Source organism: Rhodopila sp., from assembly GCF_035548095.1.
Taxonomy (GTDB): Bacteria; Pseudomonadota; Alphaproteobacteria; order Acetobacterales; family Acetobacteraceae; genus Rhodopila.
This window is the reverse complement of sequence record NZ_DASZUV010000018.1, coordinates 95,163-115,005: the sequence shown is the minus strand read 5'-3', so window position 1 is coordinate 115,005 and position 19,843 is coordinate 95,163. Positions and strand designations below refer to the sequence as shown.

28 protein-coding genes are annotated in these 19,843 nt (G+C 66.7%); 18 read left to right on the top strand and 10 right to left on the bottom strand.

Annotation, left to right across the window (positions count from 1 at the left end):
- Positions 1–160: 160 nt before the first annotated feature.
- The 4 genes from dapD to VHC04_RS14190 are packed head-to-tail and all read left to right on the top strand — an operon-like array spanning position 161 to position 3,268.
- On the top strand, positions 161–1,000 hold the full coding sequence (gene dapD / locus VHC04_RS14205; protein ID WP_325682325.1) for a 2,3,4,5-tetrahydropyridine-2,6-dicarboxylate N-succinyltransferase: 840 nt from the start codon (positions 161–163) through the stop codon (positions 998–1,000).
- The gene (dapE, locus tag VHC04_RS14200; protein WP_325682322.1) at positions 997–2,139 is read left to right on the top strand and encodes a succinyl-diaminopimelate desuccinylase; all 1,143 of its coding nucleotides are present in this window, start codon (positions 997–999) and stop codon (positions 2,137–2,139) included. The genes dapD and dapE overlap by 4 nt, the downstream gene beginning before the upstream one ends.
- A gap of 38 nt (positions 2,140–2,177) precedes the next feature.
- Positions 2,178–2,705 (top strand): hypothetical protein, encoded by a 528-nt coding sequence (locus tag VHC04_RS14195; RefSeq protein ID WP_325682320.1) that lies wholly within the window; start codon positions 2,178–2,180, stop codon positions 2,703–2,705.
- Positions 2,702–3,268, top strand: a complete 567-nt coding sequence (locus VHC04_RS14190; protein WP_325682318.1) for a hypothetical protein — start codon at positions 2,702–2,704, stop codon at positions 3,266–3,268. The genes VHC04_RS14195 and VHC04_RS14190 overlap by 4 nt, the downstream gene beginning before the upstream one ends.
- 20 nt (positions 3,269–3,288) lie before the next feature.
- Here the strand turns inward: VHC04_RS14190 and VHC04_RS14185 are convergent, their stop codons facing one another.
- From VHC04_RS14185 to def, 4 genes are all read right to left on the bottom strand, one after another.
- Positions 3,289–3,654, bottom strand: a complete 366-nt coding sequence (locus tag VHC04_RS14185; RefSeq protein ID WP_325682316.1) for a DUF1622 domain-containing protein — start codon at positions 3,652–3,654, stop codon at positions 3,289–3,291.
- 114 nt (positions 3,655–3,768) lie between these two features.
- Positions 3,769–4,527 carry a tRNA pseudouridine(38-40) synthase TruA gene (gene truA, locus VHC04_RS14180; protein WP_325682314.1) on the bottom strand — a complete coding sequence of 253 codons (759 nt, stop codon included), beginning with the start codon at positions 4,525–4,527 and terminating at the stop codon, positions 3,769–3,771.
- Positions 4,524–5,444 carry a methionyl-tRNA formyltransferase gene (gene fmt, locus VHC04_RS14175; protein ID WP_325682312.1) on the bottom strand — a complete coding sequence of 307 codons (921 nt, stop codon included), beginning with the start codon at positions 5,442–5,444 and terminating at the stop codon, positions 4,524–4,526. The genes truA and fmt overlap by 4 nt, the downstream gene beginning before the upstream one ends.
- Positions 5,445–5,448: 4 nt before the next feature.
- Positions 5,449–6,012, bottom strand: coding sequence for a peptide deformylase (gene def / locus VHC04_RS14170; RefSeq protein ID WP_325682310.1), 564 nt, complete (start codon positions 6,010–6,012; stop codon positions 5,449–5,451).
- A 223-nt stretch (positions 6,013–6,235) separates the two neighbouring features.
- Here def and VHC04_RS14165 point away from each other — a divergent pair, with 223 nt between their 5' ends.
- Together VHC04_RS14165 and VHC04_RS14160 are read left to right on the top strand one after the other, a co-directional pair.
- On the top strand, positions 6,236–6,706 hold the full coding sequence (locus VHC04_RS14165; protein ID WP_325682308.1) for an Hsp20 family protein: 471 nt from the start codon (positions 6,236–6,238) through the stop codon (positions 6,704–6,706).
- Between the two features lie 75 nt (positions 6,707–6,781).
- Positions 6,782–7,048 carry a DUF1150 family protein gene (locus VHC04_RS14160; RefSeq protein WP_325682306.1) on the top strand — a complete coding sequence of 89 codons (267 nt, stop codon included), beginning with the start codon at positions 6,782–6,784 and terminating at the stop codon, positions 7,046–7,048.
- Positions 7,049–7,148: 100 nt separating this feature from the next.
- On the opposite strand, the gene mscL is transcribed toward VHC04_RS14160, so the two are convergent.
- From mscL to VHC04_RS14145, 3 genes are all read right to left on the bottom strand, one after another.
- Positions 7,149–7,586 (bottom strand): large conductance mechanosensitive channel protein MscL, encoded by a 438-nt coding sequence (mscL, locus tag VHC04_RS14155; protein ID WP_325682304.1) that lies wholly within the window; start codon positions 7,584–7,586, stop codon positions 7,149–7,151.
- A gap of 110 nt (positions 7,587–7,696) precedes the next feature.
- Entirely contained in the window at positions 7,697–8,467 is a 771-nt protein-coding gene (gene fliP, locus VHC04_RS14150) for a flagellar type III secretion system pore protein FliP (RefSeq protein ID WP_325682302.1), read from the bottom strand.
- On the bottom strand, positions 8,464–8,727 hold the full coding sequence (locus VHC04_RS14145) for a hypothetical protein (RefSeq protein ID WP_325682300.1): 264 nt from the start codon (positions 8,725–8,727) through the stop codon (positions 8,464–8,466). Before VHC04_RS14145 ends, fliP begins: the two co-directional genes overlap by 4 nt.
- A gap of 221 nt (positions 8,728–8,948) precedes the next feature.
- Between VHC04_RS14145 and VHC04_RS14140 the strand changes: the two genes are divergently transcribed.
- The 12 genes from VHC04_RS14140 (at position 8,949) to VHC04_RS14085 (ending at position 17,413) form a co-directional block, all read left to right on the top strand.
- Positions 8,949–9,332, top strand: coding sequence for an alpha/beta fold hydrolase (locus VHC04_RS14140; protein WP_325682298.1), 384 nt, complete (start codon positions 8,949–8,951; stop codon positions 9,330–9,332).
- A 171-nt stretch (positions 9,333–9,503) separates the two neighbouring features.
- Positions 9,504–9,644: a hypothetical protein gene (locus tag VHC04_RS14135; RefSeq protein ID WP_325682296.1), complete on the top strand. Its 141-nt coding sequence runs from the start codon at positions 9,504–9,506 to the stop codon at positions 9,642–9,644.
- Positions 9,645–9,895: 251 nt separating this feature from the next.
- Complete coding sequence (locus VHC04_RS14130; RefSeq protein ID WP_325682292.1) at positions 9,896–10,288, top strand: flagellar basal body rod protein FlgB; 393 nt, start codon at positions 9,896–9,898, stop codon at positions 10,286–10,288.
- A gap of 2 nt (positions 10,289–10,290) precedes the next feature.
- Positions 10,291–10,707, top strand: a complete 417-nt coding sequence (flgC, locus tag VHC04_RS14125; protein ID WP_325682290.1) for a flagellar basal body rod protein FlgC — start codon at positions 10,291–10,293, stop codon at positions 10,705–10,707.
- Positions 10,704–11,033: a flagellar hook-basal body complex protein FliE gene (gene fliE, locus VHC04_RS14120; RefSeq protein WP_325682287.1), complete on the top strand. Its 330-nt coding sequence runs from the start codon at positions 10,704–10,706 to the stop codon at positions 11,031–11,033. The genes flgC and fliE overlap by 4 nt, the downstream gene beginning before the upstream one ends.
- Positions 11,033–11,305 (top strand): flagellar biosynthetic protein FliQ, encoded by a 273-nt coding sequence (locus VHC04_RS14115; RefSeq protein ID WP_325682285.1) that lies wholly within the window; start codon positions 11,033–11,035, stop codon positions 11,303–11,305. The genes fliE and VHC04_RS14115 overlap by 1 nt, the downstream gene beginning before the upstream one ends.
- Complete coding sequence (locus tag VHC04_RS14110; protein WP_325682283.1) at positions 11,305–12,087, top strand: flagellar biosynthetic protein FliR; 783 nt, start codon at positions 11,305–11,307, stop codon at positions 12,085–12,087. Before VHC04_RS14115 ends, VHC04_RS14110 begins: the two co-directional genes overlap by 1 nt.
- Before the next feature lie 3 nt (positions 12,088–12,090).
- Positions 12,091–13,149: an EscU/YscU/HrcU family type III secretion system export apparatus switch protein gene (locus tag VHC04_RS14105; protein WP_325682281.1), complete on the top strand. Its 1,059-nt coding sequence runs from the start codon at positions 12,091–12,093 to the stop codon at positions 13,147–13,149.
- Positions 13,150–13,227: 78 nt separating this feature from the next.
- Positions 13,228–15,741, top strand: coding sequence for a helicase-related protein (locus tag VHC04_RS14100; protein ID WP_325682279.1), 2,514 nt, complete (start codon positions 13,228–13,230; stop codon positions 15,739–15,741).
- A 6-nt stretch (positions 15,742–15,747) separates the two neighbouring features.
- Complete coding sequence (locus VHC04_RS14095; protein WP_325682277.1) at positions 15,748–16,077, top strand: RNA-binding S4 domain-containing protein; 330 nt, start codon at positions 15,748–15,750, stop codon at positions 16,075–16,077.
- A gap of 156 nt (positions 16,078–16,233) precedes the next feature.
- Positions 16,234–16,566, top strand: coding sequence for a ferredoxin FdxA (gene fdxA / locus VHC04_RS14090; RefSeq protein ID WP_325682275.1), 333 nt, complete (start codon positions 16,234–16,236; stop codon positions 16,564–16,566).
- 217 nt (positions 16,567–16,783) lie between these two features.
- Complete coding sequence (locus tag VHC04_RS14085; RefSeq protein WP_325682273.1) at positions 16,784–17,413, top strand: CarD family transcriptional regulator; 630 nt, start codon at positions 16,784–16,786, stop codon at positions 17,411–17,413.
- A gap of 80 nt (positions 17,414–17,493) precedes the next feature.
- Here VHC04_RS14085 and VHC04_RS14080 read toward each other — a convergent pair whose 3' ends face one another.
- Genes VHC04_RS14080 through VHC04_RS14070 form a run of 3 tightly spaced genes read right to left on the bottom strand, consistent with a single transcriptional unit; the run spans position 17,494 to position 19,840 of the window.
- Positions 17,494–18,354: a CheR family methyltransferase gene (locus VHC04_RS14080; RefSeq protein ID WP_325682271.1), complete on the bottom strand. Its 861-nt coding sequence runs from the start codon at positions 18,352–18,354 to the stop codon at positions 17,494–17,496.
- Entirely contained in the window at positions 18,351–19,475 is a 1,125-nt protein-coding gene (locus VHC04_RS14075) for a protein-glutamate methylesterase/protein-glutamine glutaminase (protein ID WP_325682269.1), read from the bottom strand. Before VHC04_RS14075 ends, VHC04_RS14080 begins: the two co-directional genes overlap by 4 nt.
- On the bottom strand, positions 19,472–19,840 hold the full coding sequence (locus tag VHC04_RS14070; protein WP_325682267.1) for a response regulator: 369 nt from the start codon (positions 19,838–19,840) through the stop codon (positions 19,472–19,474). Before VHC04_RS14070 ends, VHC04_RS14075 begins: the two co-directional genes overlap by 4 nt.
- Between the last annotated feature and the right edge of the window lie 3 nt (positions 19,841–19,843).

The window sequence follows — 19,843 nt, the reverse complement described above, 5'->3', positions numbered from 1 at the left end:
GAGGACGAACCGGAAAAGTGCCAACGGCTTTCATCAGGCTGTTCGCGGGCCGCCCGGCGTGGCCGTGAGGACACACCTGCCGCGCCGCGGTCGCCGCCGTTGACAGGACAAGGCGCCCTGCGCATCGTCCGCGCCGCTTTGAAACGGGAAACGGTCACGCATGTCGCAGCATAGCCTTCAGCAACCGATCGAGGAGCTTTGGGAGAAGCGGGACACGCTGTCTTCCGCCACCAAGGGAACCGCCCGCGACGCGGTCGAGGCGGCCTTGGAGGCGCTGGACAATGGCGAGGTCCGCGTCGCCGAGAAGACCGGTGCCGACTGGCGGGTCAATCAATGGCTGAAGAAGGCGGTGCTGATGTCCTTCCGCCTGACGGACTCGGGGCCGATGGAAGGACCTGGCGGCGCGCCGGTCTGGGACAAGGTGCCGATGAAGTTCGCCGGCTGGGGGGAGAACCGGTTCAAGGAGGCCGGATTCCGCGCGGTACCCGGCGCCGTCGTGCGCAAATCCGCCTTCGTGGCGCCGGGCGCGGTGCTGATGCCAAGCTTCGTCAATGTCGGCGCCTATGTCGGCCGCAACACCATGGTGGATACCTGGGCTACGGTGGGAAGCTGCGCGCAGATCGGCGCCAACTGCCATCTGTCCGGCGGCGTCGGTATCGGCGGCGTGCTGGAGCCGTTGCAGGCCAACCCGGTGATCATCGAGGATGACTGCTTCATCGGCGCTCGGTCCGAGGTCGCGGAGGGCGTGATCGTCGAGCAGGGCGCCGTGCTGTCGATGGGCGTCTTCATCGGGGCGTCCACCAAGGTGATCGATCGGGCGACCGGCCAGATCCATGTCGGCCGCGTGCCGGCCTATTCGGTGGTGGTGCCCGGCTCGCTGCCTGGCAAGCCGTTGCCGGACGGCTCATCCGGCCCGTCGTTGTACTGCGCCGTCATCGTCAAGACGGTGGACGCGCAGACGCGCGCCAAGACCTCCATCAACGAATTGCTGCGCGATTGACCGACCTTCACGACCCGCTGCCATTGGCGCAGGCGCTGATCCGATGCCATTCGGTCACGCCCGCCGACGGCGGCGCCCAGGACGTACTGGCGGCGGCGCTGGAACGGCTGGGCTTCACCGTCCACCGCCTGCGCTTCGGCGAGATCGAGAATCTGTACGCTCGCCGCGGCACGCAGGGGCCGCATATCTGCTTCGCCGGCCATACCGACGTGGTGCCCGTGGGCGCGGCCAACTGGCGCAGCGACCCGTTCGGCGGTGAGGTCCGCGACGGCGTGCTGTACGGCCGCGGCGCCTGCGACATGAAGGGCGCCATCGCCGCCTTCACCGCCGGCGTGGCGCGGTATCTGGCGGCGACAGCCGACGCCGCCGCATCCCAGGCTGGCTCGATCAGCTTCCTGATCACCGGCGATGAGGAGGGACCGGCGGTCGACGGCACCGTCAGGGTGCTGGAATGGATGCGGGTGCGCGGCGAGATCCCCGATTTCTGCCTGGTTGGCGAACCCACCTGTCCGGTCCGGCTGGGCGACATGGTCAAGATCGGCCGCCGCGGCAGCGTCAACATGAGGATCGAGGTCCTCGGCCGGCAGGGCCACGTCGCCTACCCGCACCGCGCCGACAATCCGGTCCATCGCCTGCTGTCGGCGCTGGTGGCATTGACCGCGGCTCCGGTGGACGCCGGCACCGACTGGTTCGAACCATCGACGCTGCAGGTCACCAGCATCGATGTCGGCAACGCCGCAACCAACGTCATTCCGGCTTCGGCACGCGCGATGCTGAACATCCGCTTCAATGACAAGCATACCGGCAAATCGCTGATCGAATGGGTGCGCGCCACCCTGTCCCGTTATGCCGACCGGTTTGAACTGGAGGCATCGATCAGCGGTGAATCGTTCGTGACGAAACCGGGGCCGCTGGTGGACATCCTGCGCAATGCCATCACCGGGGCAACCGGGATCGAACCGAAGCTGGATACCGGCGGTGGCACGTCGGATGCCCGTTTCATAGCGAACTATTGTCCGGTGGCGGAGTTTGGTCTGGTCGGCGCGTCAATGCATCAGGTCGACGAATGTGTTCCTGTCTCTGAGCTGCGCGACCTCGCGCGGATTTACCAAGGTGTGGTTTCGGCCTTCCTGACATGAGCGGGACGCGGCCTTCCTCCCACGGCGTGTTGACTGGAATGTTCCGGATTGCAATCGGTCGCGCGGAGGGCATTGCCTGCTTCGGCGGTACGGTCCAGGCATTCCTGGCCAGCCTGGCGCCGCTGATCGCGTTCCCGCTGGTGGGGGCCGGCTTCGGCCTGTTCACCGAGGGGCCACGGCGTGCCTTGACCGACCTGGCGATGACGCTGTGCGCGGTCCTGACACCCGCGGTGCTGTCGTTCGAGATTGCCCGGCGATGGAACCGGAGGGAGGCATGGCTGCGCTATGCAACCGCCTTCAACTGGTGCGAATGGATCCTACCGGTCCTCGCGGTGTTCGCCATGCTGCCCATGAGCATCGCGGTCGGCGCCGGCGCCAGCCAGGGCATCGTGGCGGCCGGCTTTGTCCTGTTCCTGGGCTTCTATGCGCTATGGCTGCACTGGTTTCTGGCGCGGAACGCGTTATCGCTGTCGGGCCTGAGGGCTGTGCTGCTGGTGCTGCTGGTCAATGCCGGCACCGCGGCGGCGGTGCTGATTCCCGGATTGCTGGCACCGGATCGCGGATGAGCGCGCTGATATCCCTGGCAGCCGGGCTGTCAGGCGCGGCACGGCTGGCGGTCGGGCGTCCCGACGGCGTGAGCCTCGTGCGGGGCGGCCGCCAGACCGCGATCCACAGTTTTCTGGCGATCCCCATCGCCATGCCGTCCGTGGTCTGCCGCCTGCTGATGAGCTGGGCCGCGGATGGCATGCCCACACAGCCCGGCGAGCACATGGCGCGCGAACTGATCCTGTTCGTGGTCGGCTGGCTGCTGTTCGTTGAAGCCTCGCATGCCATCGCCTCCGCGATCGGGCGGCAGCATGCGTGGCTCCGCTTCGTCGCGTTATGGAACTGGTGCAATGTCATCGAGGGTGTCCTGGTGGTCGCCGGCGGCCTTCCGGCACTGGCGGGCGCGCCGCCCATGCTGGTCGAGGCAGCGGAGGTCATCACCATCGGCTGGGCGTTGTGGCTGGAGTGGTATGCGACGCGGCTGACGCTGAACGTCAGTACCGCAATGGCGATCGGCTTCGTGGTGATCGATCAGTTGATCGGCATTCTGCTGGCGATGGTCGCGATTTCGCTGACCGGGTGACGGCTTCGTCGAACAACGGCTCAGGGCTCCAGATGAGCCAGTTCCTCCCGCATTTCGCGGCTGAGGAAGTAGTTCAGCGCGGTCCGGATCACCGCGATCGCCGCCAGCTTGCCGACCGCGTCCCAGCTTGGGGCCACCGCGGTGGACAGGATGTCCGCGCCCACCTGGAATTCCAGCGCGATCGACAGGAATCGTGCTAGGGTCAGCCGAGCCTCGGTGAAGTCGCGGGCCGTGGGCGGGAAGGAACCGCGGGCGAACCGCATGGTGGCCAGTACGCTGCCAAGCCCGATGACCAGCGCGCCGATCGCCTCAACGCAGAGCTTGAGCCACAAAACCAGGCTGGCGATCGTTTCCTCGGCCCCGATCTCGGCCGGTGACAGTATCATCGGTCAGGCTACCTGGACTTCCATCGCAACGATTCTATCACGATGATGCCGGGTTCCAGGGGGCGGAGCCAGTGCGGGAACGGAACCAGGTCACGGAAATCGAGGCCGCGAGCATCAGGCGAACGGATCGACCGGATAGCTGACCGCGGTCAGCGCCAGACCCTCGGCCGGCGCTGTCGGTCCCGCCGCCGCTCGGCTGCGGCTGGCGAGGGCCGCGGCAATCCTCTCCTCAGGCCAGGTGCCGTCGCCGACCATCCGCAGCGTGCCGACCATGTTCCGCACCTGGTGATGCAGAAAGCTGCGAGCCTCGGCGATCACCGTGACCACATCGCCGTCGCGCGCCACATCCAGACGGTCCAACGTGCGCAGGGGTGATTTCGCCTGGCATGACGCCGCGCGGAACGACGTGAAATCGTGCCGCCCCAGCAGCGATCGGGCCGCCCGGTGCATGGCGTCGGCATCCAGCGGCGCGGCAACATGCCAGGCGCGATGCAGCAACAGGGCAGGGCGACTGCGGCGGTTCAGGATATGATAGCGATAGGCGCGGCGGATGGCGTCGAAACGTGCACTGAAGCCGTCAGCCACCGCGGCCGCGCGCACCACCACGACAGCGTGCGGCTTCATGTGAAAGTTCAGCGCATCGCGGACCTTGTCGGCGCGGTAGCCCTCGGGCAGGTCCAGATGAGCGACCTGGCCTTCGGCGTGCACACCGGCATCGGTGCGGCCGGCGACGATGCTCGCCACTGGCTCGCCCCGGTTGAGCTTCGCGGCCGCCTGTTCCAGGATCTCCTGGATGGAAACGCCGGTTGCCTGGCGTTGCCATCCGACAAAGCCGGTGCCGTCATATTCCAGCTTGAGCGCCCAGCGGGTCATCCGCCCAGGCGGGTGCCCAGGCGGGTCCCCGCCGGCACCGCGTGGCCGCGCAGGAAGGCGTCGGCGTCCATGGCGCTGCGTCCGGGAGCCTGCACGCGCAGCAGCCGCAGCGCGCCGTTGCCGCATGCGACAGTCAACCGGTCGTCCAAGGTGGTGCCCGGCTCTCCGTGCCCTGTTGTCTTTGCCACCGCCAGCACCTTGAGCGGATCGCCACGAAGTGTCGTGAAGGTACCAGGCCAGGGATCGAAGGCGCGTACCTGCCGGTCGACCGCATCCGCCGGCTGACTCCAGTCGATCCTGCCGTCTTCCCGGCCGAGCTTGGCGGCGTAGGTGACGCCGGTATCGGGCTGCGGCACGGCGTCGGGCCAGGTAGCCAGCACCTCCACGATCATGGTGGCGCCAAGTCGTGCCAGTTCATCGTGCAGTGTGGCGGTTGTCGTGGTCGGTGTGATCGGCACCGCCCGCTTCAGCCGCATCGCGCCGGTGTCCAGGCCGGCGTCCATCTGCATGATGGTGATCCCGGTTTCGGTGTCACCACCACGGATCGCGGCGTGGATCGGCGCCGCACCGCGCCAGCGGGGCAGCAGGCTGGCATGGATGTTCAGGCAGCCCCGGCGCGGCGCGTCCAGCATCGCCTGCGGCAGGATCTGTCCATAGGCGGCGACCACCGCCACATCCAGGTCGAGCGCCGCGAACTCCGCCAGTGCGGTGGCGTTGCCGCGCAGCCGCTCCGGCGTCCGGACCGGGAGGCCGAGCCTTTCGGCCGCCACATGCACCGCGCAGCGCCGGACCGCCTGCCCGCGCCCTGCCGGTCGGGCCGGCTGGCAGTAGACGGCGGCGATGATGTGGCCGGCGGTATGCAGGGCCCGCAGCGCCGGGACCGCGAAATCCGGGCTGCCCATGAAGGCCAGCCGCATGGGATCAGCGTCCGCCGTCGCGCTTCTCGCGCTGTTCCTTGACCAGCCGGCGCATGATCATGTTGCGCTTCAGCATGGACAGGTGATCGACGAACAGGATGCCGTTCAGATGGTCGATCTCGTGCTGCAGGCAGGTCGCCAGCAATCCGTCCGCGTCGACCTCCCGCCGAGCGCCGGCTTGATCGACGTAGCGGACCTTGACCACGGACGGCCTTGTGATGTCGGCGAACTGGTTCGGCAGCGACAGGCATCCTTCCTCCCGCGTCGAGGTTTCGTCGCTGGCCGCGACGACCTCGGGGTTGATCAGCGCGTAGGGCTGCCGCTTATCCTCGGGGCCCACATCGACCACGATCAGACGCAGATTCTCCCCCACCTGCGGCGCTGCCAGCCCGATGCCGGGCGCCTTGTACATGGTGGCGAACATGCGCGGGATCAGCGCGCGCACCGCGTCGTCATCACCAGCGCCCACGGCCCGGCACTTCGTCTTCAGGATGGCGCTGGGGGCGATCACGATCCGCAGCAGGTCGACGGAGCCGTCCGCCGCTGGCGGGGTCAGGAGGTCATTCATGGCACATGATTATGTGTGGATTCACATCCCAATGTGTTTTCTCACCGCGATGTAGCGGCGCCCCCACCGCCGATCAACCGCGGGCATACCGATTGCTGCCACGAATCTTACAGCGAATGTCGTAACGCCCCCTCTTGCAACAGTGATCAGTGGTGCCAAGATGTTCTCGTGCCGCGATGCCATGTCGGGTCGTGGTGCTTGCTTCGCTCGCAGGAGGGGGCCGTTGACCACACGGATGTTTACATCGCCGTTGTTCCTGGGTTTCGATCATCTCGAGCAGATGCTCGAGCGGGCTTCGAAGTCCTCGTCCGACGGGTATCCGCCCTACAACATCGAACAGATCAGCCAGACCGGGCTGCGCATCACGCTCGCCGTTGCCGGCTTCACGATGGATGATCTGCAGATCACGCAGGAGGACAACCAGCTGGTGATCCGAGGCCGCCAGGCCGACGATTCCCAGGGCCGTATCTTCCTCCACCGCGGGATCGCCGCTCGGCAATTCCAGCGCTCCTTCGTGCTGGCCGAGGGGATCGAGGTACGGGGCGCGTGGTTGGACAACGGGCTGCTGCATATCGATCTGGCCAAGCCGCAACCGGAGGTTCGGGTTCGCAATATCCCGATCACCCGCCAGACGGCCACTGCGAACGGGACCGAGCTTGGGCCCGTCGTGGAGAGCAAGCCGGAGAAGGTATGAGCAGGCTGCGGTGGATCAAGGACTGAGTGTCAGGGCGGTGCTTCTTGGAAGGCCGCTGGAAAGGAGTGCAGATACATGAACGCAGGATCGGGTGACCGGTCGGAGATGGACATGGCTCCGGCCACGGAAATCGGGACTTTCGACATTCGCCATTTGTCGGAAGCGCAGTTGGCGGCACTGGGCGTCTCACAGATCGCCTATGTCAAGCCGATCATTGTCAACGGACAGGCGGGTTTTGCCATTCATGCGGCTGACGGCACGCCAATGGCGGTCGCCGGGGATCGGAACGTGGCCGTTGCCGCGATCCTTCAGCATGAAATGCAACCGCTTTCGGTGCATTGACGCTGGCACGTGACGGCGATGCCAAAGCCAGCCCGCATCGGTGACGGGCTGGCTTGGGAATGTCGGATCAGCCGGGAGCGCCGAAGGGTGCGGCGTCAGCCTACGGTGTGCGGGCCTTCAGCAGGTCGCGGATTTCCGTCAGCAAGACTTCGCTCTTGGGCGGCGGCGCCGGTTCGGCCTCGGCCTTGCGCTGCAGGCGCGACAATGCCTTCACCACCCAGAAGATCGCGAAGCTGACGATGACGAACTGGATGATGGCGTTGAGGAACAGGCCGATGTTCACGGTCGCGGCGCCGGCCTGCTGCGCGGCGGCCAGGCTGGGGTAATGCTGTCCGTTCAACGGAACGAAAAGGTTGGAGAAATCCAGGCCGCCGGTCAGCAAGCCTAAAAATGGATTGAAGATATCCCTGACCAGGCTGTTGACGATCGCGGTGAAGGCCGCGCCGATGATGATGCCGACGGCCAGGTCAACCACGTTGCCGCGCATGATGAAAGCGCGGAACTCCTGGATCCAGCCCGGCGTCTTCGGAACAAGCATGTAGAATTCTCCCCCATGGGGCACGGTCACCGGCGATGGGCCGCGGCGGAATCGTGCCTTGACGCCAACACCTTGGCAGACCGGAAAGCGCCGGTTCAAGCGCGGCGGGCTCATCCGCCCGCGAAACTTTGCACCAGGCTGCCCGCCACCAGCCGCCAGCCGTCCACCAGCACGAAGAAGATCAGCTTGAACGGTAGCGACACGGCGCTGGGCGGCAGCATCATCATGCCCAGGCTCATCAGCAGGCTGGCGACCACCATGTCGATGACCAGGAAGGGCAGGAACAGCAGAAACCCCATCTCGAACGCACGGCGCAATTCACCGACCAGGAAGGCCGGCACCAGGATGCGCCAGGGAACCGCCTGACCCTCGGGCCCTGGCGCGTTGGCCGGTGGCGGGTGATCTTTCGGGTTCCGGCGAGCCAGGTCCTCGAAGAAGGCCACGTCGCCGTCGCGCGTATTCCGCACCATGAAGTCGCGAAACGGTTCGGTGGCGCGCCGGATGCCCTCCATCTCGGTCAGCCGTCCCTCGGTCATCGGCTGGATGCCGTCGGTCCAGGCCTGCTCCAGGGTCGGCTGCATGACGAAGAAGGACAGGAACAGCGCCAGGCCGATCAGCACGATGTTGGGCGGCGTGCCCTGGGTGCTGAGGGCGTTGCGCAGCAGCGACAGCACGATGACGATACGGGTGAACGCCGTCATCATCATGATCAGGCTGGGGGCGAGCGACAGCACGGTGATCAGCGCCGTCAGCTGGACGATCCGCGCAGTGGCGCCGGGCTGGCCGGCAGCACCGAGGTCGATGCTGACCGACTGGGCGTGGGCGGCCAGCGGCGGCAGCGCCAGCAGGACAAGCACGGACAGGACGGACAGGCGTGTCACGCCGATGGCTCGATCCAGCCGACCACGAGGTCCCGGGCGCCGCCGGTGAGCACGATCACCTGCCGGGGGCCGCACTGCACCAGGTGGAGGCGCCGCTTCGGGTCCAGTGCGATCGATTCCCGCAGCGCCAGGGTTTTGCCGGCGTTGGCCGTGCCCCGCAGCACAGGCGATTGTGCCAGCCGAGCGCCGGCGGCGATCAGGAGGAGGACGGCGAGCAGGGCGCCGGCGGCGGTAAGCAGGGAGAGGAGTTCCCCGCTCATGCGCGGCTTCTGGGTGGTGTCACGATGGTGTGTCCATTTTGGACGGGTCGGAACGGCGACAGTGTGGGCTGGAAAATGTGAAGGAATGGTTAATCGGACGCTCGAATCACCGATGACCCAGGAAAGGAGGAAAGGCACAGCGGCGGCACAAACGCCCGGTTGCTTGAATGTCTGGTCCGTCAGGCCAAATCGGTTCCCACAACCATCGAGGTGCCCTGTCCATGTTTGTCGACGTGAACGGTGCCAAGCACTATGTCGATGTGGAGAACCCCGGTCTGATCCCTGACGGAGATCGAATGCGTGAAAAGCCAGCCCTCCTCTTGTTGCATGGAGGTCCCGGGTTCGACCACTCTGGCTTCAAACCAGCATTTTCCGCCCTCAGCGATGTCGCGCAAATTGTCTACTATGACCACCGAGGTAACGGCCGCAGCGCTGGAGCTGATCCAGCCAGCTGGAACCTCGCGCAATGGGGCGATGACGTAAAAGGCCTTTGCGATGCGCTCGGCATCGTTAAACCCATCGTCTGCGGTCTGTCATTCGGCGGGTTTGTGCTCAGGCCTATGCAACGCGATATCCCGATCATCCCGGCAAGCTTATCCTATTGAGTACAGTTGCGAAGATCGATTTTCCGACCGTCTTTGAGATGTTCAGACGGCTTGGAGGCTCTGAGATCGGCAACCTGGCGGAAAGTTATTGGACCAGCCCAACCGCCGAGGGGGCAGCTGACTACATTGCGAAATGCATGCCCTTCTATAATCGCCGTCATGAGACATCGCATGAGCGCCTGGCAGACTGCGGCAACAATCTCGTTGTCGATAATCCTGACCGTGTTTTTAGGACAATTCGGGAATTCATCCTCGTTGAATGATGGTCGCGCCGATCTGATTCGGCTGACGTTCTACGCTGGAAAATTTTAATTTGCGCATATCACGGTCTAGCAGGCTGCTGAAAAACCCCAGTTCCGATCTTGGCTCAGCGCCGCTACCAGTTTCGACAAGCTGCTGTCGGCGTGGCCGTCATCCATATTCTTTATTCGATACGCGGCGAATATCTCGACTGGCGTGACAGCGAATCGCCTTGAACTGGCATGCGGGAGCAGCAGGGACGCCCCGGCGAAGCGAAGGCGCCCATTAACCATCCGTTCAGACTTTCGTGGCAGCCTGCCGCCATGGACCCGACGCGCATCGCCCTCTTCGACCTGGCCGAAAAGCGGCTGGACTGGGCTGCCCAGCGGCAGACCGTGCTGGCGGCAAACATCGCCAACATCAACACGCCGGGCTATCAGGGCCAGGATATCCAGTCCTTCGACCAGCTCCTCGCCGGCGCCGGCGATCTGGCTCCGGCGCAGACCCAGCCCGGCCATATGGCCGGCACGCGGCCTGGCGGCGTTGCCTCGGTGAAGAAGAATCCACCCGCCATCAAGGCGCTGGATGGCAACGGCGTGCCGCTGGACGAACAGCTCACTAAGGTCGCCGACACGGAAACGACCCAGAGCCTCGTGACGACAATCTGGAAGACCTACATGGGCATGTTCACCACCGCCCTCGGCAAGTCGGCCTGACCATGTCCGGCAACGACCTGAACACATCCCTGGCAGTCTCCGCCGACGGCATGGCGGCGCAAACGGCGCGGCTGCGCGTCATCGCCCAGAATATCGCCAATGCAGACACCACCGGCGGCACGCCCGGCGCCGATCCATACCAGCGCCGCACCATCACGTTTCAGGCGAAACTCGACGGCGCCCTCGGTGTGGATACGGTCCAGGTGAAATCGATCAACCGGGATCAGAGCGAGTTTCCGAAGAAATACGATCCCGCCAATCCGGCCGCCGACCCGCAGGGCTATGTGAAGCTGCCGAACGTCAACAGCTTCATCGAGCTGATGGACATGCGGGAGGCGGAGCGGTCCTACAGCGCCGACGTCGCCGTGATGCAGGCTTCGCGGACCATGCTCAACCGCACGATCGACCTGCTGAAATGAGCACGATTCCCACCGTCACGATCCGGCCTTCGGACGCGGCAGCAGCATATGCGCGGACGGCGCGGGAGACGGCGCCGGCGGCCACCGCGACCCAGGGGACGCAGCAGGCCGGCAGCTTCGGCAATACGGTGCAGCAGGCCCTGCAGCAGGCCGTGGATACCGGCCACGACGCCGAGGACAAGACCACGCAGGCACTGAAAGGCGGCGGCAACCTGACCGACGTGGTGCTGGCGCTGTCGCATGCCTCGATGACCTTGCAGACCGCGACGGCGATCCGCGACCGCGTGGTGCAGGCTTATCAGGACATCATGAAGATGCCGATCTGATGACCGGGCTCGACGTCGCGGGGCTGATCCGCGAGTGCATGATCGTGATCGTCAAGCTGGGCGGTCCGCCCTTGGTCGTCGGCCTGCTGGTGGGGCTGGTGATCTCCTTCATCCAGGCGATCACCCAGATCAATGAGGCATCGCTGGCCTTCCTGCCGAAGATCGTCGCCATCGGCATCGCCATGCTGATGCTGGGGCCGTTCATGGCCGCCACGCTGGTGACCTTCACGCATCACGTCATGGACCGCCTGGTCGCCGCTGGCGGCCTGTGATGGCGGCCGACGCCTCGCCGACGATCGGCCAGCTGCTGGCCTGGGCACCGGCCTTCGTGATCGTGCTGGCCCGCGTCGGTGCCGTCATGGCGCTGATGCCGGGCCTGGGTGAATCCACGTCCCCCGCTATCGTCCGTATCGGCCTGGCGCTGTGCCTGTCCGTGCTTCTGGTGCCGGTCCTGTCCGCGACACTGCCGCCGGTGCCGGAGATCGGGCTGAACATGGCCCTGGTCGTCGCGGGGGAGGTCGTCACCGGCCTGTGGTTCGGCTGGCTTGCCCGCATGATCACCCTGGCGCTGCCGATCGCCGCCCAGTTCGTCGCCTATCTGCTCGGTCTCTCCAGCGTCCTGCAGCCCGACGCGGACCTCGGCGCCCAGTCCACCGCACTCGCGCGGCTGTTCGAGCTCGCGGTGCCGGTGATCGTGCTGGCGTCGGGCCTCTACACGCTGGTGCTGCGCGCCCTGGTCGGGCTGTTCGCGCTGATCCCGCCGGGACACATGCTGCCGGCCGGGGATGGCGCCCAGGCCGCGCTGCAGGTGGTCGGCAGCACCTTCGCCCTGGCGCTGCAACTGGCCTCGCCCTTCGTCGTGGCCGCCATCGCGTGGTATGTCGCGATGGGACAGATCACCCGCGTCATGAGCCGGGTGCAGATTTTTTTCGTGATGATGCCGGGCCAGATCCTGGGCGGGCTGGTTCTGCTAAGCGTCGCCGCCGGGATCATGATCGCCGTCTGGCAACGCCAGGCCGGGACATGGCTGGGTGCCTTGCCCGGCAGCGGCTGACGGATGTCGGACAGCCAGTCGGCCGAGGACCGGACCGAGGCCGCCACACCCCGGCACCTCGACCAGGCGCGGACCTCCGGCAATGTTCCGCTGTCGCGGGAGATGACCGCCTTCGCCGCCTTCGCCGCCGCGGTGGGCGTGCTGTACTGGACCGCGCCGGCCGCGCTGACCGTCCTGGGCCGCGCCACGGCCCGGTTCCTTGCCCGCGATGCGGAGCCGGCGCTGGCCGGGCCGCTGGGCCTGCGCCTGGCGGCGCTGGACTGGTTCCGTGTCGCCGGGCCGGTGCTCGCGGCCACGCTGGCGGCAGGGGCCGCCGCGGTGCTGTTGCAGACCAACTTCCTGCTGCACCTCGGTGCGTTGGCGCCGAAGGTCGGACGCGTGAATCCGGCCGCCGGGCTGAAACGGGTGTTCGGGCCGGAAGGCGCCACCGAACTGGTGAAATCCCTGCTGAAACTGGCGCTGCTGTCGGCCGCCCTGTGGGTCGCGCTGCGCCACGATGTCGGGCGGATGCTGGCGCAGACGGACCAGGATCCGCACCGCCTGCCGGCGGAGATCGGCCGTAGCGTCGCCGGAATCCTGCTCGCCGGCCTGGGCGTGCAAGGGCTGGTCGCCGCCGCCGATTTGGCCTGGGTGCGCTTCCGCCACGCGCGCCAGATGCGCATGAGCCGGCAGGAGATCAAGGATGAGGCCCGGGAGACCGAAGGCAATCCACAGGTCAAGGCTCGCATCCGCCGCATCCGCATGCTGCGCGCGCGGCGGCGGATGATGCAGGCGGTGCCGAAGGCCACGGTGGTGGTGACGAACCCCACCCACTACGCCGTGGCCCTGCTGTATGAGCGAGGCCGCAACGCCGCGCCCAGGGTGGTGGCCAAGGGCGTCGACTCGCTGGCCCTGAAAATCCGGGAGGTGGCGATGGCCAACCGCGTGCCCGTCGTGTCCAACCCGCCGCTGGCGCGCGCCTTGTGGCTGGTCGCGCTGGATAGCGATATCCCGGCGGAGCATTACAAGGCGGTGGCGGAGATCGTCGCCTATGTCTGGCGCCTGCGTCAGCAGGTGCGATGATGCGGCGCGCGGCGGCCGAACCCGCGCAACATCATTTCATCGCTTGCATTCCGGCTGCCCACATCCAAACATCTTGCCATGTTCGGCTCCGACTCCGGTTTCGCCGCTCGCGTCAAGGCTGTCCTCGGCCCGACCAACACCGGCAAGACACATCTCGCGATCGAGCGGATGCTGGCGCACTCTTCCGGAATCATCGGTTTTCCGCTGCGTCTCCTCGCCCGTGAGAATTACGACCGTATGGTCGAACGCAAGGGCGCGAAGCACGTCGCCCTGATCACGGGGGAGGAGAAGATCGTACCGCCGGAGGCGCGGTGGTTCTCCTGCACGGTCGAGGCGATGCCGCTCGACCGGGCCGCCGAATTCGTCGCTGTGGATGAGATCCAGCTCTGCGCCGATCCCGATCGCGGCCATGTGTTCACCGACCGGCTGCTGCATGCGCGCGGGATGGTCGAAACCATGTTCCTGGGCAGCGAGACCATCCGTCCGCTGCTGCAGCGCCTGGTGCCGCAGGCGCAGGTGGAGACCCGGCCGCGCCTGTCGCACCTGACCTATGCGGGCCCGTCGAAGATGGTTCGCTTGCCGCCGCGCACCGCCGTGGTCGCCTTCAGCGCCGCCGAGGTGTACGCGATCGCGGAGCTGATCCGCCGCCGCAAGGGCGGGTGCGCCGTGGTCATGGGCAGGCTGTCGCCACGGACCCGCAACGCCCAGGTGGCGCTGTACCAGGACCGGGAGGTCGATTTTCTGGTCGCTACCGACGCGATCGGCATGGGCCTGAACATGAATGTCGACCATGTCGCCTTTGCCGGCCTGGGCAAGTTCGACGGCCATCGTCCACGCAAGCTGACCGCCGCCGAGATCGGCCAGATTGCCGGCCGGGCAGGGCGGGGCATGAAGGACGGCACGTTCGGCACCACCACCCAGTGCCCACCGCTGTCCGATGACGTCGTCGCCGCCGTCGAATCGCATCATTTTGAGCCGCTGGACATGCTGTGCTGGCGCAACAGCGACCTGGATTTCGCCGGCGTCGATGCGCTGCTGGACAGTCTGACCACGCCGCCGCCTCGGCCGGGGCTGGTGCGCGGCAACGATGCCTCGGATCTGGAGACGTTGCTGGCTCTGTCGCGGGATGGCGATATCCGCAAGCTGGCCGTTGGCCGCACACGGCTGCGCCTGCTGTGGGATGCCTGCCAGATCCCTGACTTCCGCAAGCTGACCGACGAGACGCACGCCCGGCTATGTGCACGCGTCTTTACCCAGGTGGCGCAGGAAAAGGCATTGCCGACCGACTGGCTCGCCAACCAGATCGCCTCGCTGGACCGGTCGGAGGGTGACATCGACACGCTGATGCAGCGCCTCTCCGGCATCCGCGTCTGGTCCTATATCGCCGCGCGGGCCGACTGGGTGAAGGATACACAGCATTGGCAGGCCAAGGCGCGGGAGGTCGAGGACAAGCTGTCCGACGCGCTGCACGAACGGCTGCTGAGCCGCTTCGTCGACCGCCGCTCCGCCCATCTGATGCGCCGGCTGGAAGCGGGGGAAGGGGAGGAGCTGCTGTCCGCGGTCACCATGCGCGGCGAAGTGGTGGTGGAGGGTCACCTGGTCGGTCATGTCGAGGGTTTCGACTTCGCCCCCGACCCCGAGGCGGCCGGCGAAGAGAAGAAGCTGGTGCTGCGCGCCGCCCGTCGATCCTTGCGCGCCGAGATGCCGCGCCGGGTGACGATGCTGGAAAACGCGCCGGATACCGCGTTCGCCGTGACCGACGACCACATCCTCGCATGGAACGATGCTCCCGTCGCCCGGCTGCAGCGGGGAGAAACCCCGTTGCGTCCGCGTGTCCAGGTGCTGGATAGCGCGTTTCTGGATGGCGCGGAGCGCGAGCGGATACGCCGCCGCCTGCAAGCCTGGACGGATCAGCAGATCCGCCAGGACCTGGCGCCGCTATTTGCTGCGGAAGCGGCCGCGCGGGACAGGCCGACACTGCGCGGGCCGCTGCATCGCCTGATGGAATCCCTTGGCGTCATCCCCGGCGTGGATGAGGAGACCTTGGCGCCCGATATCCGTTCCGCGCTGCGGGCGTTCGGCGTGCGATCCGGCCGCTTCGCGCTGTTCATCCCCGCCTTGTTGAAGCCACGCTCCGCGCAGATGCGCGCGCGGCTATGGGCGCTGTTTAACGGTGTGCCCGCGCCAGCCTTGCCGCCGGCCGGCCTGGTGTCGCTTGCCGCGGCACCGCATGGCTGGCCGCCGGGATTCGCGGCGGTCGCCGGCTGGATCGAGGCCGGGCCGATCCTGCTGCGGCTGGACGTCGCCGAGAAAGTGGCCGGCGAGCTGGGTTACCGAGCGCGGCGCGGGCCGGCGGCGATTCCGGCCGGCCTGGCTTCACGCTTCGCCATCAAGGCCGATCTGCTGCCGGCGGTGCTGCGCCGGCTGGGTTTCCGTGTGCTGCCTGCGCCGGTACTGGCGCCGAGGGAGCAGGGGCCGCCGGCGCCGGCGATGATCCTGCCGCTGCGTCGGCGTAAGCCGCAGCATGAGGCATCCATACCCATGATCCGCCCCAGCGGGCCGTTCGCGGCGCTGGCCGTATTGCGGCGGTAGCACAGGATGGCGGACATCGAGGATCGGGACTGGCAGCGGTTGGACAAGTGGCTGTGGTGCGCCCGCTTCATGCGCCAGCGTTCGGACTGCGCGGCGCTGGTGACACAGGGCTCGATTCGCATCAACCGCCAGCCGACGGCGAAGGCGCACGCGAAGCTGCGGGTCGGCGATGTGCTGACCATCCCTGTGCGCGGCGATGTCCGCGTCATCCGCATCGAGGCGCTGGCCGTCCGGCGAGGTCCGGCATCGGAGGCAGCCCTGCTCTACGCGGAGGTCTCGGACGCGCCATCAACGGGTTGCGCGGCTCCGGAATCCTCGGCATATCCCCCCGCCTGATGTGAAACGGCCTGGTCCGGCAACAGCCGGCGGAGCCTTCGCGGCAAATCGGGACGCTCCGGATGCGCGCCGGATGCCGGTCCCGTGACGAAACAAGGGCGGACGAAACCAGGGCTCGGCGCAGGGCCTGATCCGTAGCGGCAGGGGTTTGCCTTCATGACCTATGTGGTCACCGAAAACTGCATCAAATGCAAATACATGGACTGCGTCGAGGTGTGCCCGGTCGACTGTTTCTATGTCGGCGCCAACATGCTGGTGATCCATCCGGACGAGTGCATCGATTGCGGCGTGTGTGAACCGGAATGCCCCGCCGAAGCGATCGTGCCGGACAGCGACGACAAGGCATCCGACTGGATGGAGCATAACCGTACCTACGCGGCCATGTGGCCGAATATCACGCGCAAGGGCACACCGCCGGCTGACGCGGACGAATGGAAGGATAAGGCGGGTAAGGCGGACATGTTCTCAGCGGAGCCGGGAACGCCCTAGCACCGGGTGCCAAGCACCTGACATTTCGCATTTTTTATGTTAAAGTGCTGGTTTCCGGCGGATGGAAACCCATTTGCTGACGGGTTCGGGGACCGTCGATCCGGTGACACCGGATGCGTGCGGACGGGATGATGGCCAAGGCGGCGGCGAGGCTGTCCGCGGCCCGATGAACGGATCGAACAGACATAACAGACGTACAGAGGGTGAGCAGCAGAACGTGTCGGACGTTTCGAATGAGGTTGCAGAACAGGTAGCAGCGGCGCCGGCCTCCACGCCGGCTCAGGAACGCGCGCCGGCCCCGGCCGAGCGCCGGCCCCCGCATAACGGGCCGCAGCTGACGCCGCGCGCCATTGCCAAGGCCGAGATCTTCGTGGAAGGCGACCATGTCGTCTACCCGACCCATGGCGTCGGCAAGGTCGAGCGGATCGCGACCGAGGAAATCGCCGGGCACCGCTTGGAGCTGATCCACATCACCTTCGAGGAAAACCGCATGACCCTGCGCGTTCCGGTCGCGAAGGCACGCACCGCCGGGCTGCGCAAGCTGTCGACCCGCAAGCAGTTCGACGAGGCGCTGGCGGTGCTGAAGGGCAAGGCGCGCATCAAGCGCACCATGTGGTCGCGTCGTGCGCAGGAATATGAGGCGAAAATCAACTCTGGCGATCCGATGGCGATCGCCGAGGTGGTGCGCGACCTGCATCGCAATGCCGGCCAGCCGGATCAGAGCTTTTCCGAGCGGCAGATCTATGAAGCGGCGATGGACCGCCTGGCCGCGGAACTGGCCGCGCTGGACCAGACCGACAAGCCGACCGCGATCGTCAAGCTGACGGATTTTCTGAAGACGGTCTGATCCGTGTGACGGGCAGGCCGGCTGATCCTGCCTGCTGATCCTGCCTGTCAAAAGCGCGATCAAAGGCATGCGGCATTGATCTACGCGGATACCGCCATTCGGCTGGCTGGCGCGGTCGCCGGCGCCAGGCGGTATGCGCCGCGCTCCTGCGGCAGCGGAGCAAAGCGCTGGGTGATGCCGACGACCGTTTCGGCTCCTCCCAGGTACAGCACGCCATCGGCGGGCATCTGGGAGGCAATCGCCTCCAGCACGCGTGCCTTGGTCGGCTGGTCGAAATAGATCAGCACATTCCGGCAGAACACGATGTCGAACCGGCCAAGCGGGCGCGGGTCGTTCAGCAGGTTGAATTCGCGGAATTGAACCATGTCGCGCAGGCTCTGCGCGATACGCCAGCCGGCCTCCTCCTTCCGGAAATATCGCATCAGCATTTGAACCGGCAGGCCGCGCTGGACCTCGAACTGCGTGTACAGACCGGCGCGTGCCCGGGCGATCTGCTCGCCGGAGATATCGGTGCCCAGGATGTCGACTTTCCGGTCGCCCAGCAGCGGTCTGCAGTCCGCCAGGATCATCGCCAGCGAGTAGGCTTCCTGGCCCGAGGATGACGCCGCGGACCAGATGCGGATAGTGGCGCCGGGCGGACGCCGGGCCACAAGCTGCGGCAAGGCGTGCTGGCGCATATGCTCGAATGGGCGGCCGTCGCGGAAAAAGAAGCTTTCGTTGGTGGTCATCGCCTCGACCACCGCCGCCGCGATCGCGTCGGCACCCGGCTGGCTCAGCCGGTCCGCCAGCCTGTTCAGGTCGCGCAGTCCTTCCTGCTTCAGAATGCCGGCCAGACGCGTTTCCAGCAGATACAGCTTGTCCGGCCCGATCGACAGGCCGGAGCGGGCCTTCAGCATACTGGCGATGATGCCGAACGCGCCGGGCGTGAGCGCGCTGGTCACCGCCGTCCGCCTTTCAGAAGGGCCAGCAGCTTTGGTGCGATCGCCGGCAGCGGCAGCACAGCGTGGCACAGCCCGGCCTGCGCGATGGCGCCGGGCATGCCCCAGACGACGCTGGTTGCCTCGTCCTGGCTGATGGCGCAGCCGCCGGCCTCGACCACCGCCCTGGTTCCTTCCAGCCCGTCATGGCCCATCCCGGTCAGCATCGCGACCAGCACGCGCCCATCGCATGCAGCAGCGGCGCTGCGGAGCATCGGATCGACGGCTGGTCTGCAGAAATTTTCCGGCGGGTCGGCGGTCAGCCGGCATTGCAGGCCGGTCCGCGCCTGCTGTACCAGCAAGTGCCGGTCGCCGGGTGCGAGATAGGCATGCCCGGGCAATAGCGGCTCCCCGTCCTTCGCCTCGGTGCAGGGGATGTGGCCCAGACGGGTGATATGGTCGGCCAGCAGCGGCGTGAAGGCCGGCGGCATATGCTGGGTCACGACCACGGGCAGCCGGACATCGCGTCGCAGGCCTTGGAACAGGGTGAACAGCGCTTGCGGGCCGCCGGTCGAGCTGCCGATCGCCAGCAGGCGCGGCGCCAGTGTCGGCGCCGGCCGCAAGGGCAGGGTCGGTGTCCTGAGCGAAGACGCCTCATCAGCTGGTGTGGGAGCCCGGCCAGGCCGCAGCCGAGCCAGGCCCTTGACCTTGGCGATCAGCTCGCGCGCGAATTCCCCGCTGGCGGTCGCGTCGATGGAGGTGGGCTTCGGCACGTAGTCCGCGGCACCCAGGCGCAGCGCGCGCAAGGCGATGTCGGCCCCGCGTGTCGTCAGGGTGGACGCCATGATGATCCGCACCTTGGGGTCGACGTTCAGCAGCAGGGGCAGGGCCGTCATGCCATCCATGATCGGCATTTCGATATCCAGCACCACGACATCGGCCTGGATTCGCCCCAGCATCTCCACGGCCGCCCTGCCGTTGCCGACCTTGGCGACCACGTGGATCGCCGGATCCGCTTCCAGGATTCGGGCGATCGCGCCGCGGATCGTGAGCGAATCGTCGCAGATCATCACCCGGGCGGGCGGATCAACCGGTGTTCGGCGGGTCGGGCTGCGTGGCGGGGCAGGGACGGCGAGCGCGGTCACGCCAAGCCTGCCTGAGACAGCTTGCCGATCAGGATATCCTCATCGAACGGCTTCATGATGTATTCCTGGGCGCCGGCGGTCATGGCTTGCTCGATATGGCTCAGGTCGTTTTCGGTGGTACAGAAAACGACCGGCGGATTATCGGGTCCGAACTCCCGCCGCAGGCTTCGCAGGAAGCCGATGCCGTCCAGCACCGGCATGTTCCAGTCCAGCAGCACGCAATCCGGCAGGGCCTCGCGGCAGGTCGCGAGCGCTTCCTGCCCGTCCGCGGCTTCTGTCACGGTAAAGCCATTTGCTTCCAGGATGCGGCGGGCGACCTTGCGGATTACGCGGCTGTCGTCCACGACGAGGCAGGTGCGCGACACCGG

Bases quoted from the DNA above. Each gene is read 5' to 3' on its own strand.
- dapD (WP_325682325.1), top strand. From the start codon at position 161: ATGTCGCAGCATAGCCTTCAGCAACCGATCGAGGAGCTTTGGGAGAAG.
- VHC04_RS14195 (WP_325682320.1), top strand. From the start codon at position 2,178: ATGTTCCGGATTGCAATCGGTCGCGCGGAGGGCATTGCCTGCTTCGGC.
- VHC04_RS14190 (WP_325682318.1), top strand. From the start codon at position 2,702: ATGAGCGCGCTGATATCCCTGGCAGCCGGGCTGTCAGGCGCGGCACGG.
- VHC04_RS14185 (WP_325682316.1), bottom strand. From the start codon at position 3,654: ATGATACTGTCACCGGCCGAGATCGGGGCCGAGGAAACGATCGCCAGC.
- truA (WP_325682314.1), bottom strand. From the start codon at position 4,527: ATGACCCGCTGGGCGCTCAAGCTGGAATATGACGGCACCGGCTTTGTC.
- fmt (WP_325682312.1), bottom strand. From the start codon at position 5,444: ATGCGGCTGGCCTTCATGGGCAGCCCGGATTTCGCGGTCCCGGCGCTG.
- def (WP_325682310.1), bottom strand. From the start codon at position 6,012: ATGAATGACCTCCTGACCCCGCCAGCGGCGGACGGCTCCGTCGACCTG.
- VHC04_RS14160 (WP_325682306.1), top strand. From the start codon at position 6,782: ATGAACGCAGGATCGGGTGACCGGTCGGAGATGGACATGGCTCCGGCC.
- mscL (WP_325682304.1), bottom strand. From the start codon at position 7,586: ATGCTTGTTCCGAAGACGCCGGGCTGGATCCAGGAGTTCCGCGCTTTC.
- VHC04_RS14145 (WP_325682300.1), bottom strand. From the start codon at position 8,727: ATGAGCGGGGAACTCCTCTCCCTGCTTACCGCCGCCGGCGCCCTGCTC.
- VHC04_RS14140 (WP_325682298.1), top strand. From the start codon at position 8,949: ATGTTTGTCGACGTGAACGGTGCCAAGCACTATGTCGATGTGGAGAAC.
- VHC04_RS14135 (WP_325682296.1), top strand. From the start codon at position 9,504: ATGAGCGCCTGGCAGACTGCGGCAACAATCTCGTTGTCGATAATCCTG.
- VHC04_RS14130 (WP_325682292.1), top strand. From the start codon at position 9,896: ATGGACCCGACGCGCATCGCCCTCTTCGACCTGGCCGAAAAGCGGCTG.
- flgC (WP_325682290.1), top strand. From the start codon at position 10,291: ATGTCCGGCAACGACCTGAACACATCCCTGGCAGTCTCCGCCGACGGC.
- fliE (WP_325682287.1), top strand. From the start codon at position 10,704: ATGAGCACGATTCCCACCGTCACGATCCGGCCTTCGGACGCGGCAGCA.
- VHC04_RS14115 (WP_325682285.1), top strand. From the start codon at position 11,033: ATGACCGGGCTCGACGTCGCGGGGCTGATCCGCGAGTGCATGATCGTG.
- VHC04_RS14110 (WP_325682283.1), top strand. From the start codon at position 11,305: ATGGCGGCCGACGCCTCGCCGACGATCGGCCAGCTGCTGGCCTGGGCA.
- VHC04_RS14105 (WP_325682281.1), top strand. From the start codon at position 12,091: ATGTCGGACAGCCAGTCGGCCGAGGACCGGACCGAGGCCGCCACACCC.
- VHC04_RS14100 (WP_325682279.1), top strand. From the start codon at position 13,228: ATGTTCGGCTCCGACTCCGGTTTCGCCGCTCGCGTCAAGGCTGTCCTC.
- VHC04_RS14095 (WP_325682277.1), top strand. From the start codon at position 15,748: ATGGCGGACATCGAGGATCGGGACTGGCAGCGGTTGGACAAGTGGCTG.
- fdxA (WP_325682275.1), top strand. From the start codon at position 16,234: ATGACCTATGTGGTCACCGAAAACTGCATCAAATGCAAATACATGGAC.